Annotated in this window: 10 protein-coding genes; 4 read left to right on the top strand and 6 right to left on the bottom strand. The window is 69.2% G+C overall.

The window, feature by feature from the left end; translation table 11 throughout:
• Window positions 1–7: 7 nt before the first annotated feature.
• Complete coding sequence (locus HUS56_RS08890; protein WP_173923046.1) at window positions 8–694, bottom strand: hypothetical protein; 687 nt, start codon at window positions 692–694, stop codon at window positions 8–10.
• A 98-nt stretch (window positions 695–792) separates the two neighbouring features.
• Between HUS56_RS08890 and HUS56_RS08885 the strand changes: the two genes are divergently transcribed.
• Together HUS56_RS08885 and HUS56_RS08880 are read left to right on the top strand one after the other, a co-directional pair.
• Window positions 793–2355, top strand: coding sequence for a carboxylesterase/lipase family protein (locus HUS56_RS08885; RefSeq protein ID WP_173923045.1), 1563 nt, complete (start codon window positions 793–795; stop codon window positions 2353–2355).
• Between the two features lie 373 nt (window positions 2356–2728).
• Entirely contained in the window at window positions 2729–3139 is a 411-nt protein-coding gene (locus HUS56_RS08880) for a 2-oxo acid dehydrogenase subunit E2 (RefSeq protein WP_173923044.1), read from the top strand.
• A gap of 79 nt (window positions 3140–3218) precedes the next feature.
• Here HUS56_RS08880 and HUS56_RS08875 read toward each other — a convergent pair whose 3' ends face one another.
• The 3 genes from HUS56_RS08875 to HUS56_RS08865 all read right to left on the bottom strand — a co-directional run bounded on the left by HUS56_RS08875 (window position 3219) and on the right by HUS56_RS08865 (window position 7811).
• Complete coding sequence (locus HUS56_RS08875; protein ID WP_173923043.1) at window positions 3219–6326, bottom strand: hypothetical protein; 3108 nt, start codon at window positions 6324–6326, stop codon at window positions 3219–3221.
• A gap of 130 nt (window positions 6327–6456) precedes the next feature.
• Window positions 6457–7251, bottom strand: coding sequence for an alpha/beta fold hydrolase (locus HUS56_RS08870; protein WP_173923042.1), 795 nt, complete (start codon window positions 7249–7251; stop codon window positions 6457–6459).
• A 47-nt stretch (window positions 7252–7298) separates the two neighbouring features.
• Entirely contained in the window at window positions 7299–7811 is a 513-nt protein-coding gene (locus HUS56_RS08865) for a bifunctional nuclease family protein (protein WP_173923041.1), read from the bottom strand.
• Window positions 7812–7950: 139 nt separating this feature from the next.
• On the opposite strand from HUS56_RS08865, the gene HUS56_RS08860 reads away from it, so the two are divergent.
• A complete protein-coding gene (locus HUS56_RS08860) occupies window positions 7951–10326 on the top strand; it encodes a glycoside hydrolase family 65 protein (RefSeq protein ID WP_173923040.1) in 2376 nt (791 codons plus the stop codon).
• Window positions 10327–10414: 88 nt separating this feature from the next.
• Here the strand turns inward: HUS56_RS08860 and HUS56_RS08855 are convergent, their stop codons facing one another.
• Window positions 10415–12856, bottom strand: a complete 2442-nt coding sequence (locus tag HUS56_RS08855) for a M14 family metallopeptidase (RefSeq protein ID WP_173923039.1) — start codon at window positions 12854–12856, stop codon at window positions 10415–10417.
• A 396-nt stretch (window positions 12857–13252) separates the two neighbouring features.
• Entirely contained in the window at window positions 13253–14158 is a 906-nt protein-coding gene (locus tag HUS56_RS08850) for a lytic transglycosylase domain-containing protein (RefSeq protein ID WP_173923038.1), read from the bottom strand.
• Between the two features lie 182 nt (window positions 14159–14340).
• On the opposite strand from HUS56_RS08850, the gene HUS56_RS08845 reads away from it, so the two are divergent.
• Window positions 14341–15024, top strand: a complete 684-nt coding sequence (locus HUS56_RS08845) for a YdeI family protein (protein ID WP_173923037.1) — start codon at window positions 14341–14343, stop codon at window positions 15022–15024.
• Window positions 15025–15243: the final 219 nt, after the last annotated feature.

Genomic DNA, 15243 nt, shown 5'->3' with positions numbered 1-15243 from the left:
TCAGACCCTACCGACCGCGCTCCGCGAGCGCCTGCGGCGAAGCGCCGGTGGCACGACGACGCAGCCCGCGCAGCATCCCGCTCGACATGAGGTGATCCGCCGGGATGATCGTGAGATGGGCGCCGACGGTGAGCCACCAGGGACTCGTTCGGGCACGCCACCGGAAGACGATCCGCGTCGCACGCCCGCCGTCGAGGGGCGTGAGCTGGAAGCTCCAGGTCCACCGGAGGTGCGCCAGGCCCCGTTGCCGCCAGGAGAGCGGGAGGTGGGTCGTCGACTCCAGGACCAGCCGTTCGCCGACCTCCACCTCGCGCACGATGAACCGGCACTCGGTGTCGGGCGAGCCGTCTGGAATCTCGTCGCCGACCGCGAGTTCCTGGTACTCGTCGAGGATCCGCTGCGCGCTGGGCCAGTTGTCGGGGAACAGCAGAACGTCGACCCAGCGAGGCGTGTACCAGCCGCCGCGATGCCAGCCGACCTGCACCAGCCACGGCCAGATCCGGTCGGGTGGGGCCGCGATGGTCGCGGCATGGGTGGCTCCGACCTGTGGATGCCGCACCAGCTCGTCGCCCGGCAGTTGCGCTCGGCGCTCGGCCGCCGTCGACCCCGAGGTCCGACCGAGCCACTGCAGCGCCAGGTAGCCGACCACGGTCGCAATCGCCACCGCCGCCGCTGCCCGAGAACCTCGTGCCATGCTTCGATTCTCGGCGGGGCGTCAGATCGTCGTCCAGAGCCATTGGTCACGGGACCTTCGCCCCTGCATCGGGCCTGCTCGAGGCGCACAGTCGTCGTATGGGCGCGGTGGTCAAGGTCTCGCAGGGCGAACTCCGCGGGACCGTCACCGACGGGGTGCACGTCTTCCTCGGAATTCCGTACGCTGCAGCAGCCGTCGGCGTGAATCGGATGCTTCCACCGAGACCAGCGGAGCCTTGGAGCGGTGTGCGTGAGGCGACCGAACCGGGCCCCGAGCCGCCACAGGTGGCACCGCCGGCGACGGGCGGGTCGGCGGTCGGCCCGGCCGAGGACTGGGTGGACGTGGATGAAGCGTTCGCCCACGTCAGACTCGCCACGGCGTCCGATGACTATCTCAATGTCAATCTCTGGACGCCCGACCCGGCGGCGATCGGGCTGCCGGTCATGGTGTGGATTCAGGGTGGCATGTTCGAGATCAGCTCGACGGCCGCCTACGACGGGAGTCGTTTCGCTCGGGACGGCGTCGTGTGCGTCGTGATCAACTGGCGGCCGGGCGCGGAGGGATTGCTCTACCTCGGCGACGGCATCGCGAACGTCGGACTGCTCGACCAGGTCGCCGCGCTGGAATGGGTGCGCGACAACATCGCCGCGTTCGGCGGAGATCCGGGCAACGTGACGGTGTTCGGAGAGTCGGCCGGTGCGATGAGCATCGGCGTGCTGCTCGCGATGCCGCGCGCAGAGGGGTTGTGCCGCCGAGCGATCCTGCAGAGCGGCGCAGCGCACCACGTCATCTCCGCTGCGAACGCGACGCGGATCGGCGAATACCTCGCCCACAAGCTCGGTGTGCCGGCGACACGAGAGGCCATCGCCGCCGTCGGGATCGATCGGCTCCTCGCCGCGCAGGCCCAGCTGAAGCGCGAACTGATGGCCGACCCCGATCCCGAACGTTGGGGTCGGGATGTGGTCGCGAGCATGATGCCGTGGCAGCCGGTGATCGACGGCGAGATCCTTCCCGGGCCGCCCATCGAGCGGATCACGGCCGGGGCGGGAAGCGAGGTCGACGTCATCGTCGGTACGAACACCGAGGACTGGCGGTTGTGGATCGTGGTGAGCGGGGTGTTCCCCCAGATCAACGACGAGATCCTGACCGGGCCGGTCGCAGCTCACGGATATCTGTCGCTCGGGGCCTACTGCATCTCGGCCGAGGAGGCGCTCTCGGCTTATCGGGATCGGTACCCCGAATCCGCCCCCGGTGACCTGCTGGCGGCGGTCCAGACCGACTGGTGGACACGGATCCCGGCGATCCGCCTCGCCGATGCGCATGCCGAGGCGAGTTCCGGGGCGGGCGTCGGCAGCACGTACATGTACGAGTTCGCGTGGCCCTCCCCCGGCCTCGGTGCGGTGCACGCGCTCGAGGTCCCGTTCGTGTTCGACACCGCAAGACCCGACGCGCCGCTCTTCGGGGGACTGCTCGGTGACGACCCGCCGCAGGAGCTCGCACACGCGATGCACGCCGCCTGGGTCGACTTCGCCACGCACGGTGATCCCGGCTGGCCGAGGTACGACCCGACGAGCCGGGCCACGATGCGGTTCGACACCATCTCGCAGGTGGTGGATGACCCGCGAGCGTGGGAGCGAGGCCTCTGGGAGGGAGTCCGCTGACGACACGGCAATCACCCGGATATCTCCTCACGCCGATACCGAAGAACCGTCAGCCGGTGCTGAACCGATTGATCGGCGCGAGCCGCCGATTCCAAGTGCACGCGCTGCTCGAGTTCGACGTGACCGAGGCGAAGGCGCGAATCGCCGAGAGTGACCACCGCATCTCGTGGACCGGCTTCGTGGTTGCGACCCTCGGTCGTGCGGTCGCGCTCCACCCCGAGGTGAATGCGCGCAGGGCCGGCAACCGCATCCTCACCTTCGAGCGCGTCGACGTCGGTGCGACGGTCGAACGGCATCGGACGGAGAGGCAGCGGTCCTGGATGTCGCCACGATCCGGGACGCCGACCGCAGATCGTGCGCGGAGATCTCGAGCATGCTGCACGCCGCGAAGGTCGGCCCCGGTGCCTCGAGGCCCCCGGCCGGCCTGACCGCACGGGCCCTGCGGCTGCCCGGTCCCCTGCGTCGGACCGCGTTCCGCATGGCCGCGAGGAGACCGCGCGCGGCGGCGACGTTCGGACCCGCGGTCGGCGTCACCTCACTCGGGATGTACTCGAGCGGCTGGGGCTGGGCTGTTCCGCTCGCCCCGCTCACGCTCATCGTCACCGTGGGCGAGGTCATGGAGCGTCCCGTCGTCCACGAGGGACGCATCGTGGCGCGGCCGATGCTCCCGCTCACCCTGAGCTTCGACCACGCGGTGATCGACGGCGCGCCCGCCGCCCGCTTCACGGCAGCGCTTCGCACGCTCGTCGAGTCGGCGGATGCGCTCGACGATCCGGTCATGTGAAATGCGCCCCACGTGTGGCGAGTTCGAAAGGACGGTGACGGGATGCCACCCCTGGGCGCTCCCGCGGGCCTCGCTCGAGTCAGTCGTCGGCGGAATCGAGCCCGACCAGATGGCACAGCCGAGCGAACGGGGCGTCAGCCTCGGGCTCCGTGCCAGCGCACTCCTCCGCCTCGGTCTTCAGCGATCGTTCGAGGCTTTCGATGCTGTGCGCGGAGAGCGCCCATCCGAGTGGGGGAACGACGGCGGGCCGGGTCGATGGAGCCACGACGACGATGCCGTTTCCGAAGGCCTCCCGGACCTCCTGCTGCGCGGCATTGCACTGGCCCGAAGCGGGACAGGAGCTGCGCAGCGTGCTGGCGAGTCGCTGCATCCACGCAGCCTCGGCGGCCTGTTCGGCCTTGGCGGCCATGCCCATCAGCGGAACCAGCGGCTCCGCGGTGATGTCCTTGAGCTCTTCGGCCACGTCGAACCCGGCCGAGTTGCGAAGGTACACGATGATGGGCACGTAGAACGGTCCGCCGCTGCCGACGACCGCATTCCTCGAGCGCAGGGCGGCGGCGATCGACGGTGCGAGGTCGGCCATGGTTCCGAGGCCGGAACCTTCCGCATATCCGCCGTCGATCAGCTGCACTGAATCCGGGCAACCGGGAGCGTCGGGCATCCGACCCGCGGGGGTGATGATCGGAAACCGCGCGGACAGCATCGCCGCCGAGGCCCAGCTGAGCGAGCGCTGACACTGCCTCCCGAGCCATCGGCTCGCGGCAGGTTGGTCTGTCGACAGGTCGCATCCGGCATCACTGGTCACCGTCCGAGGGAACACATTCGGGCCGACGAGGATACGGCACTTGGTGTTCGTGTCGGTCGAGTTCATGACGAGGAATCCGGTTCGCTCCGAGGGCATCGGGTCGTACTGATCGCCGAGCCCCGTGGCGTCCTCGGTCCAACCGCTCTCGATGAGCGCGGCCCGATCGCGCCAGATGAATCCCTCGTCGTGAATGAGCGACGGTACGTGCACACCCAGGGCGGTTGCGATGGCATCTCCGACGAGCAGGCCTGCCACTCCGGACCCGACGGTCTCGGGTGTCGCGAGCTTCTGCAGTTGTTCGGTGATCGTTCCCTCGCCGCGTGTGGCGGTGACCGCCAGGCCGACGCTGCCCCCGCTCACACCGCTGGATGCCAGGATGCTGCCGCCGAGGCATCCGTCGCCCGAGTTCAGGATCTCGAGGGCGCGGCCGGTCCAGTAGGCGGCACGAATGCCTCCGCCTTCGGCGACCACCAGCAGGACCGGTTGCACCGTCTGTTCACCGATCTGTACAGGACAGTCGATCTCGTTCAGGCGCGTCCGGAGTCCCGGCATGCCAGCGGCATCCGACCCCGACCCGGCCGAATCGATCTGCCGGACTGCGTGAATGCCGGTGTCGCCACCGAAGGTGGGAATGATCGCGCCGGAGATCAGGGGAATGGTCAGGCCGAGCGTGAGCACGGGCGTCGCGGTCAGCCGCATCCAACGGAACACCGCCAGCGGACGATACTCCTGCAATGCCACCGTGAAGGCGCCGAGTGCGGTGGTCCAGGCCGTGATCGCGAGCACGGTCAGGGCGACGGGGCCGAGCACGAGGGCCATGAACGTCGGGATGAGCGCGATGATCAGCAACAGCACCATCGAGGCGATGAGGATGCCGGCGAGCCAATGACGGTACGACCGCCACTCGTCAGGGAGCTCCGGGGTCCGCATCGCGGTCGGATCCTGCGCCGACCGGAGGCGCGCGAGCCAGCGTGGACGGCTGGCTCCGGGAGCCAGCCACCGGAGCATCTGCGGCGCGGCGACGGCCACCGCGGCGCCGCCGAGCCACAGGAGCAGCGCGCCGGCCCAGGGCCAGCCTTCGAGCGAGCCGCCCGGTCCGAGGAAGACCGGCGCGGTCATCGAACGAACGAGTCCGAGCCCGCCGATCGCGAGCACGAGCACCGCGAGCAGGTCGCCGACGATCCATGCGTACCGTGCACGCCAGTGGTCGCGCTCGACCTCTCGGTTCCACTCGCCCGATCGGGCGATGAAGGATGTCCCGAGCACGATGACCGTGACCCCGAGGAACGCGGTCCATTCCCATCCGAAGGCGCCTGGTATCGCTTTCCAGCCGTCGTTGATCCAGGCCGTCACGCCAGCGAGCGCAGCGAGCACGAGCCAGGCGATCGGCGGGATGAGCCACCAGAGGAGCGTCCTGCGCAGTTCGTCCTTCATCTGGGGCACGCCGAGCACATGCGCTGCGATCGCACGTCGCGTCCGGTTCCGCCCGAGCACGAACGCGGCCAGGGATGCGAGCGTCATCGTCGCGAATGCGAACAGGATGTGCCAGCCCTGGAACTCCTCGCCGAGCCACTGGCGTTGGATGTCGGGCAACTGGTCGAGGATGCCGTCAGACGGAATGCACGCCAGCGCGAAGAGCAGGATCAGGAGCACCGCGGAGAGCCGATGCAGCCAGAGCCCCTGGACGAGCCGTTGGAACACCCAACCGAGCACTCCACGGGTGAGCCGATTGCGCAGCAGCGCGACCACGAGGAGCGCCGTGACGACCCACTTCGCCGTCGCCGCCGCGACCACGATCCAACCGATGGTCTCGAGTGCGAACTCGACCGGCCGCGGCACGTTCAGCATCGCCGCGCCCGCAAGCAGCGCGACCGCCTCGAAGAGCTCGACGAGGACGAGGATCCCGAGCAGGTATGCCGCGACGGGATAGTTGCCGGCCTCGTCGATTCCACGACGGAGCAGCGGGAGCAGAACCGCCACGTACGCCGCAATGAAGACGAAGTCGATCACGACGGAAACGATGAGCCACGTGACGACGTCACCATGCAACGCACTCGACCCCCATCCGGGGAATGCCTCACGCTGTTCGAACGCGAAGGGCCCGATGGCAGCGTTCAACGAGTGCCCGACGGGTCCGCAGTCGAATCCATCCCGCGTGCAACTCAATGCGCCGGAGATGAGCCGATCGATCTCGCCGAGCGCGATGAGGGCGACCAGGGCAACCATGGACCACGAGGCCAGGTACGCCAGCGGACGCATCCGACCATCGACCCACTCCGTGACCGGCGGTGGCGACGGCTGCGCTGCACCCGGCGCGGGCGACTCGGGGGCAGCCTGATCCTCGCCCGACGGAGGAGATTGCGTCGTCGTTGCATCACTCATGCCGGCCCCCCAGCTGCACGATCACTGCACGTTCGCTGACCGGATTCTAGACTTCGGCCGAGCATCATCGCGACGCGCGAACGGGGTACATGGTGTCCAGCCACCGCTCAGCAGCGACGGCCGCGTACCCTCACTCGCTGAAGAACTCCACGGCGGCACGGCGGAACACGCGCGACCCCGGCGCATTGAAGTGGTGCCGATCGGGCAACTCGACGAATGATCCGCTCGGTGTGGCATCCGCCAGTGCGCGCGACTGCGGCAGAATCGCATCCTCACTGCCCGTGGCGAACAGGACCGGCTGCCGCGGCGGGTCGGATGCATCGGGGTCGGCGTCGCCGAGTCGCATGCCCTCGGCGAGGGCCACGAGTGCGCGGGCGTCGTTGCCCGGCACCCGCTCGGCGAGCGTGATGTAGTTGCGCGTCACGGGATCCTCGACCGGCGTGCCGCGCTCGGCGTACGCGCGCGCCTGCTCGATCTGCAGGCGAGCGAGCGGGCGCCCATCGGGGATGCCGCCCAGCACCGCACGCTCGACGCGGTGCGGCACCTGCACGGCGACCTGCCAGCCGACTCGCGCGCCGAGCGAGTACCCGGCGTAGAGCACCGTGTCGAGCAGGTAGGTGTCGAGCACGATCACGATGTCGTTCACGAACGCATCCATGTTGAACGCGGATGCCTCGTGGGGCTTGGCGCTCTCGCCGTGCCCGCGTTGGTCGAGGCCGAGCACGCTGAACCCCGCGCGCAGCAGGTCGCGCACCCACCCCGTGTTCACCCAGTTGTCGCGGCAGCTCGACGCGAATCCGTGCACGCACAGCACGACCGGGGCATCCGCGTCACCCCAGGTGTACGTGGCGATGCGGTAGCCCTCGGTCGACATCACGTAGACGGGCGACGGCATCTCGGTCAGGGCGGGAATCGCGGCGCTCATGTCGGCCATTCTTCCGGTGCGCGGGCTGCACCTGATTGTGGCGCGCGTCAGCCCTGGAAGTCCTCGGGATCCACGTCCTCGAGGAACCGCTTGAACTCGTCGAGCTTCTCCTCGGTCGTCTCGCCGCTGTCCTCACTTTCGACGTCGACCATCTCGGCGGGGATGCCCGCCTCCTCGAGCACCTCGTCGGCCACCCAGATCGGGGCGTCGGCCCGGACGGCGAGCGCGATGGCGTCGGACGGCCGGGAGTCGAGGACCTGCGGGCCGGTCGGCGTCGCGAGCGTGAGCTCGGCGTAGAAGGTGCCGTCTTCGATGCGGGTCACGTCGACCCGCTCGACCTTGGCGCCCAGGGTGCCGAACAGCGTCGTGATGAGGTCGTGCGACAGCGGTCGGGGCGCGTGCTGTCCTTCGACGGCGATCAGGATGGAGGTCGCCTCCTGCGCACCGATCCACACCGGCAGCACCCGACCCACCCCCGGATCCTCGAGCAGCGGCTTCAGGAGCACGATGTGCTGCCGGGCAGCATCGAGCGCGACACCGAGGACGCGGACCTGGACCATGGCGCTCTCCCGTCGAACGATCGGACGTGCGGCCGTGACACTGCCATCGTACGCGCGGCATCTACCAGAGCGGATGCCGCGCGGCAACCACCCGGGAGCGTTTCCGCGCCGTTCGGGCCAGTCGGTATCGTCGGAACGCATGGGCCGACCGCTTCCCTTCGATGTCGAACCGTGGAGCATCGGCCTCGCCGGTCTCGACGTGTCACGACTGGCCCACCGGGAATCGGTGTTCGCGCTGTCGAACGGGCACATCGGATGGCGAGGGAACCTCGACGAGGGCGAACCGCACGGAATCCCCGGGAGCTACCTCAACGGCGTGTTCGAGCGGCGCCCGATGCCGTACGCCGAGGAGGGGTACGGCTATCCGAGCTCTGGTGAGAGCGTCGTCAACGTGCCAAACGGCATGATCATCCGGTTGCTGCTCGATGACGAGCCGTTCGATCTCACCCAAGGTCGCGCAGCTCGTCACGAGCAACGGCTCGATTTCCGCGCCGGCACCCTGCACCGCGAGGTCGAGTGGACGTCGCCGGCCGGCCGCACGGTGCGCATCACGTCGACCCGACTCGTCTCACTGACGCACCGAGCCATCGCGGCGGTGCGCTACGAGGTGGAAGCTGTCGGCGCAGCCGTGACGGTGACAGTCCAATCCGAGCTCGTCGCGAACGAGCCCCTCCCCGAGATGCATCCCGACCCTCGCGTGAAGGAGGTCCTCGACGCACCACTTGAGGGCGTCGACCACTTCGTCCTCGGCACGGCGGCCACGCTGGTGCACCGCACTCGGCACAGCGACCTCGGCGTCGCGGTCGCCATGGACCATGTCGTCACGACGACGGGCAACCGTGCCGGCGCGCCGAACGTGCTCACCGAGGCATCCGCAGATCTGGCCCGCACCACCATCACCGCACGACTCGAACCGGATGAGCGCCTCGAGGTGGTGAAGTTCGTCGGGCACGAGTGGTCGGCCGCCGCATCGGCTCCGGCGCTGCGCGACCGGGCCGAGGGCGCCGTGGCCGACGCGATGCAGGACGGTTGGAAGGGCCTCGCCGCGGGCCAGCGAGAGCGCCTCGACGACTACTGGACCTGCGCCGACGTCGAGGTCGACGGAGAGCCGAGGCTGCAGCAGGCCGTTCGGTTCGCACTCTTCCACGTGTTCCAGGCGGCCGCCCGGGCCGAGCTCCGCTCGGTGCCGGGCAAGGGCCTCACCGGTGCCGGCTACGAGGGCCACACGTTCTGGGACTTCGAGGCCTTCGTGCTGCCCGTGCTGACCTCGACCGCACCCGACGCCGCGAATCAGGCCCTGCGCTGGCGCCATGCGACCCTCGATCACGCTCGCGAGCGAGCTCGGGAGCTCCACCTCGGGGGCGCTGCCTTCCCGTGGCGCACCATCGACGGACGCGAGAGCTCCGGATACTGGCCGGCGAGCACGATCGCCTTCCACCTCAACGCCGACATCGCGGGTGCCGTGCTGCACTACGTGCGTGCGACCGGGGACGACGTCTTCGAGCGCGAGGCCGGGCTCGAACTGCTGGTCGAGACGGCACGGCTCTGGACCTCGCTCGGCCGATGGGACGATGCCGGTCGCTTCCACCTCGACGGCATCACCGGCCCCGACGAGTACTCCGCGATCGTCGACGACAACGTCTTCACGAACCTCATGGCCCGGCTCAATCTGCACGGTGCGGCGGCGGCGGCGCGTCGCCATCCCGACGTCGCCCGCGCGCTGGACGTGACCGACGACGAGGTCGGCAACTGGAAGGTCACGGCCGACGCCATCCACGTCCCGTTCGACACCCGGCGCGGCGTGCATCCGCAGTCGGCCGGATTCACCGACCAGGAGCGATGGGACTTCGAAGCCACGGGAGCCGACGACTACCCGCTGCACGACCACTTCCCCTACTTCGATCTCTATCGCAAGCAGGTCGTCAAGCAGGCGGACCTGGTGCTGGCGCTCTACTTCGCCCATCAGGCGTTCACCCCCGAGGAGAAGGCGCGCGCCTTCGCCTACTACGAGCCGCTCACCGTGCGCGACTCCTCGCTCTCGGCGTCGGTGCAGGCGATCATCGCTGCCGAGGTGGGCCACCTCGACCTCGCCGCCGACTACCTCGCCGAGGTCGCCACCATCGACCTCGACGACACGCAGGGCAATGCCGAGGAAGGACTGCACATCGCCTCGCTGGCCGGCCTGTGGACGAGCATCACCGCGGGGTTCGGCGGCATGCGGGACAGTGACGCCGGCCTGCGGTTCGCCCCGCGCCTGCCGCCCCAGCTGACCCGACTCACCTTCGGGATCCGGGTGGCAGGGCACGTCCTCCGCGTCGAGATCGGCTCGGATGCCGCGACCTACCGGCTCGCCTCGGGACCGCCGCTGACCGTGCACCACTTCGATGACGAGCTCGACCTGCAAGCGGGGCGCCCCACCACGGCGCCCATTCCGCCGTTGCCCGACCCGGGCCCACGGCCCGAACAACCACCCGGGCGACGCCCGCGCGCCTTCGGTGAGGCGTTCGGCGCGTAGGGCGAGCGTCGCACGGCTCCAGGAACGGCACTGCGGCCGCGGCATCCGTTTCTGGATGACCGCGGCCGCAGCCGTCATGGACGTCGGATCAGCGCGGAGCCGTCACCGTCGTCTTGTTGAAGTTGTTCCCGTTCCCATCGGGACGGTAGTTCTTCTCGACATTCCCGGCCGAGTCCACCGAGAACCAGTGGATCTTCGTGCCGGCCGGCACCGTGAGCGTCTCGGCCCCCTCGCGGAGTCCGGCGGTGCCGTAGAGCGTGGACTCGTACGTGGGCTTCGAGCCGTCGAGCGTGTAGAACACGGCCGCCGACTCGGAGACCTCGAACATCACGTCGACCATGCCGGCCTCGGCGCTCGCCGACACCTCCACGGAGCTCGTCGGGCGCTGCGAGTCCTTGTCGTAGTCGTGCGCGACCCGCATGAGCTCGATGAGCCCGTTGGCGAACTCCTGCGACTCGGCGTGGGCCGAAGCGCCGTTCGGGTTGTCGTTCTCGAACGGCGGCTGGAACGTCGTCCCGACCTCGAAGTTCCACGCGTAGATCCCGTACTTGTACCAGAGCATGTCACCGGAGTTGCCGGCCGCCGAGTACAGCACGTCCGAGATCGGCCCAGTGCGCGCCGGCGTGACCGACATGCCCCGGTAGCGCTTGATCTCCGAGAGGATTCGCGACGAGGCGCCCCAGAAGAACGACTCCTCCTCGAGCGTCGGCCGCGGCGCCGAGATCCGACCGGGCGTGATGTAGGCGCCGGGCGACCACATGAAGTAGTTGCCCGAGCTGTGCAGGTTCATCGCGAACTTGATGTTCGGGTTCGCGCCGGCGATCCAGTCGATGTTCGCACTCTCGGGCTCGCTCAGCTCCGCCGGGCCCGCGTACGTGCCGCTCGTGCACGACGACGACGCCCCGTTGTAGCCGTCGAACAGGCTGTAGACGTCGTAGTTGCGGTTGTTGTCGACGCCCCAGCTGTTCCTCGCATTGAAGTCGGCGCTCCCCGTGCGCTCGCAGTGGTTGAACATGTTCTTGCGCTGCGAATTGAAGTCGTAGAACGAGTAGTGCCCGCCATCGGGGTTCACCGACGGCACGATCCAGATGTCGAGGTTGTTGACCAGCTTCTTGGTCGAGGCGTCCTGCGCGTAGTTGCGCAGCAGGCGCTCAGCCGACTCGACGGCGACCAGCGGCGGGACCCACCCGCGCGCATGCTCCTGCGCGTAGGCCAGCACGCCCGGCTTCGAGCCGTCACGCACCTTGCCGATCCGGATCGCGTACACCGGGTGCGGGTCACGCGACACCGAGTCCGGCGCCGAGAGCCCGTCGCTGAGGTCGGCCGACCCGGGTGCCACCACGCCCGATCCGGCATTGCCGCGGTAGGTGTAGGCCTCGATCAGCGCGGATGCCTCGGAAGAGCCGTTGATCGCGGCGACCACCTGAGCGGCGGTGCTGGGGACCGAGCCGCTCGCGGTGGTCGCGGGCGAGACCGTGACGCTCGACCCGTCGACCGCCACCGACAGCGGCGAGTTCGCGATGCCGGGCGAGGTCAGGGCGACGCTGATGTCGTTACCACCTTCGTGACCCCACGCGACGGAGTCGATCGCGACGCGGTTCGCGTTGCTGTTGCCGAGCACCGCCTGCGCGTGGCGCCGGTATCCGTTCGTCTGGTACGGCAGCTCGACGATCTCGGAGATCTCGGGGAACTCCGCGGCCAGGGCCTTGACCCGGTCGTACAGCTCGGTCGGCGTGAGGTATGACGTGATGAAGTCGGTCTGGTAGTTCGGACCCCACGTCGGCTCACCCTCGATGGGCAGCCAGTCGTTCACCTTCGCCGTCGCCACATCGCCGGTCGGGCTGACGATGCGAATCGTGTCCGGCCGGCTCTCGACGGTGGAGGCACCTCGGTGGTAGAGGTACACGCCGGCGTCGACGAATCGGCTGATGTTCTGCGTGCCGCCCGAGCCGAGCTCGGTGCCCGGCCCACTGTCGCGCTCGACGGTGAGCTGCGACGAGTTGGTCTGACCGTCGGCCCACTTGGCCTCGACCGAGAGGTACCCGACGCCGAACTGGGTGTAGTAGTCGGCACGGATGATCTTGACGTCGGCGACGTCGGCAGCGTCCGCCGCAGCGGCGAACTCCTCGTTCTCCTCGACGGCGGCGGCGATGGTGGCATCCCGTTCGGCGAGGACCGCCTGGGTGTCGTCCTCGTCGTGCAGGGTCTCGCCGACCTGGAACCCGTGCGCGCGCAGCGCCTTGGCTTCACTCGGACTGATCACCGCGTGCGCCGTGATCGAGCCGTCGGCGTTCAGGTGAGCGGCGTGATCGAGGTCGACTCCGGTGTCGACCAGGCGATCGAGCTCGGTGTGATCCGCCAGGGTCACCTCGATGACGCTGACTTCCTCGTCGGCGTCGCGAGTGAGCTCGGGCAGCGGCTCCGAACCGACGGCTGGCCCGATCGGATTCAGCGTGGTCAGGGTCAGGCCCAGGATGGCGGCGAGCACCGCCGACCCCCCGAGCGCTTTCCTTCTCCTCAACATGGACATCAGTGCGTTCCCTCCTCATTGCGGGCGCTGTCGTGCAGTTGAGTCGGAGTCATACGAAGGGGGTGATGCGGGGGCGTCACTCCGACGGCACCGACCCTCCTTTTGGGGAGGCGGGCCGGTGCTTGCCGATCTGTCTAGCCCACGGCTGACAGGGGCGTCAACTGTTGCATGCTGAGCAACCCCGACCGCGCACTGTGCGGCGTCGCCTCGGATATCGGGCAGAATTCAGGGTTGATCAGGCAAAATGCGAACCGCCGATACGGAGATTCCGCCCCGGATCTGGAGCACCTGGCGATGGCGGGTGTTCCGACATGCGGAAGTCATGCCGAAGAGGGCATACGATCCCGGGGTGGCCCCCAGGGCATCCTCGACGGCCGCTCCCGGCCGACGAGCGCCTCAACCTGAGGATGCCGCGGCGTACTCGTTCGCGACCCTGGCGACCTTGTCGACATAGTCGTTGTCGTGGTTGTACGAGTACACGGCCGCTCGCCATCCCTCAGGGCTCGTCATCGATCCCGAGGCGCACAGGTACCGCGCGGCAGCTTGGGCGGCATCGTCGATCTGGTTCGGGTCGGCCATGCCGTCGCCGTTGGCATCGCTGCCCCACTTGGCCCACGTCGAGGGGATGAACTGCATGGGCCCGACCGCGCGGTCCCAGCTGGTGTCCCCATCGAGGAGCCCGCCATCCGTATCGGCGATCTTGGCCACGCCGTCGCCGTCGAGGGCTCGGCCGATGATCGCCGGCTGCACGGAGCCGTTCTCGTCGAGCGCTCTCCCGCCATGGCTTCCGTGACGCGACTCGACCGAACCGATCGCGGCGATCGTCGCCCAGTCGATGCCGCACTCGGGCTCCTCCTCGGCGAGGGCCACGTGGGCGAGCGCGTACGCCAGGAGGGCTCGTTGCGGGATCCCGGTGGCTTCGGCGATCCGGGACGTCCACTCGGGATCGACCACCGGCACCGACGGCAGCGGAGACTCCGACACGGCTGCTGGTTGCTGCTCTGACAGCGTGTCGGACTGGCCGCCGCCGCCCTGCTCGGCACGCGCGGTCGGCGGGGCGAGGGGCGGAAGCGCGACACTCGGGCCATAGGCGGCCGGCGCCGAGAATCCTCCGGGCTTCGCCGCGAGCCCGACCGTGCTGACGGCGTAGACCGCTCCGGCGGCCAGGGCGACCACGCCGACGACGGCGCCGGCGTACCCCAACGCCCGCCGGGCGACGCGCCATCCTGCCCCGCGTCCGCGAGCCGGACCCTCCCGGGGCACGCCGTATTCGTCGGCGTCGAAATCGTCATCCCAGGACATCGGTGGCCTGCTCCGTTCGGGCGTTGGTGCACGGTTGCCCGTGGGGGCCGACCCGTGGCCGCTCGTCCGAGGTCCATGTCGCCGACCCGTCCTCTCAGCGTACCCGCCGCGCAGCGAACGGCATAGGGCCGCGAACGGTCGACAGCCCCAGTGATGACGGAGGTCACTGGCAGACTCTCCTCATGACGGAGATCGGCACGCCGGGCGGCACCCCTGAGCGGCCCGCCATCTTCTTCTCGGGCCCCGAGGAGTTCCGGGCATGGCTCGAGGCGAACCACGCCACTGAGACCGAGTTGTGGATGGGCCTGTACAAGAAGCACGTGCCCGATCGCGGGCTGACGTGGGAGCAGGCGGTGCCCGAGGCACTCTGCTTCGGATGGATCGACTCGGTCTCGCAGAGCATCGATGACGATGCCCGTCGCCAGCGGTGGACGCCGCGCAAGCCGTCGAGCAACTGGTCGGCCGTGAACATCGCCCACGTCGAGCGACTCACCGCCGAGGGCCGCATGCATCCGGCCGGCATCGCCGCGTTCGAGCGACGGCGCGACGACCGGTCGGGCGTCTACTCCTTCGAGAACCCCGCTCGAGAGCTGCCGCCCGCGTTCGCCGAGAAGCTGGCAGCCGATTCCGCGGCGACCGCGTTCTTCGAGGCCGCGACCCCGACCTATCGCCGTCAAGTCGTGCACTGGGTGCTCTCGGCCAAGCAGGAGGCCACTCGCGAGCGGCGACTGGCGCAGCTCATCGACGACAGCGCCGCCGGCCGACTCGTGCCGCCGATGCGCTTCGGCGAGACGCCGAAGTGGGCAGAGCGAGCCGCCGAGGCGGCGCGCACTGCGCACGAGCGCGCGCCCGGCTCGACGGCGTAGCGATCGGTTCAGCCGGTCGCGCTCCAGGCCCGAGGTGACGCCGCGAAGAGGTTGTGCGGCCGGCACCCGCAGCGCACCTTCGGTTCCGGGTCGTGAAGTAGACGCGCTGTCCTCCGCGCCGGGTGACGGCGTCCGGCCGCGGAGACTCCTGAAAAGAAGGACGGCGCCGAGGGATTTCGCACGTTCAGGATCCGTGTTCTTGATACCGACGAGGCAATC

This window comes from Agromyces sp. Marseille-P2726, from assembly GCF_902809835.1.
Lineage (GTDB): Bacteria > Actinomycetota > Actinomycetes > Actinomycetales > Microbacteriaceae > Agromyces.
Note: the sequence above shows the minus strand (reverse complement) of the source record. Positions and strands in the feature narration are given on the sequence as shown.

What these genes read in the sequence shown, in the direction of transcription:
- HUS56_RS08890 (WP_173923046.1), bottom strand. Translation starts at nt 694, where the DNA reads ATGGCACGAGGTTCTCGGGCAGCGGCGGCGGTGGCGATTGCGACCGTG.
- HUS56_RS08885 (WP_173923045.1), top strand. Translation starts at nt 793, where the DNA reads ATGGGCGCGGTGGTCAAGGTCTCGCAGGGCGAACTCCGCGGGACCGTC.
- HUS56_RS08880 (WP_173923044.1), top strand. Translation starts at nt 2,729, where the DNA reads ATGCTGCACGCCGCGAAGGTCGGCCCCGGTGCCTCGAGGCCCCCGGCC.
- HUS56_RS08875 (WP_173923043.1), bottom strand. Translation starts at nt 6,326, where the DNA reads ATGAGTGATGCAACGACGACGCAATCTCCTCCGTCGGGCGAGGATCAG.
- HUS56_RS08870 (WP_173923042.1), bottom strand. Translation starts at nt 7,251, where the DNA reads ATGAGCGCCGCGATTCCCGCCCTGACCGAGATGCCGTCGCCCGTCTAC.
- HUS56_RS08865 (WP_173923041.1), bottom strand. Translation starts at nt 7,811, where the DNA reads ATGGTCCAGGTCCGCGTCCTCGGTGTCGCGCTCGATGCTGCCCGGCAG.
- HUS56_RS08860 (WP_173923040.1), top strand. Translation starts at nt 7,951, where the DNA reads ATGGGCCGACCGCTTCCCTTCGATGTCGAACCGTGGAGCATCGGCCTC.
- HUS56_RS08855 (WP_173923039.1), bottom strand. Translation starts at nt 12,856, where the DNA reads ATGTCCATGTTGAGGAGAAGGAAAGCGCTCGGGGGGTCGGCGGTGCTC.
- HUS56_RS08850 (WP_173923038.1), bottom strand. Translation starts at nt 14,158, where the DNA reads ATGTCCTGGGATGACGATTTCGACGCCGACGAATACGGCGTGCCCCGG.
- HUS56_RS08845 (WP_173923037.1), top strand. Translation starts at nt 14,341, where the DNA reads ATGACGGAGATCGGCACGCCGGGCGGCACCCCTGAGCGGCCCGCCATC.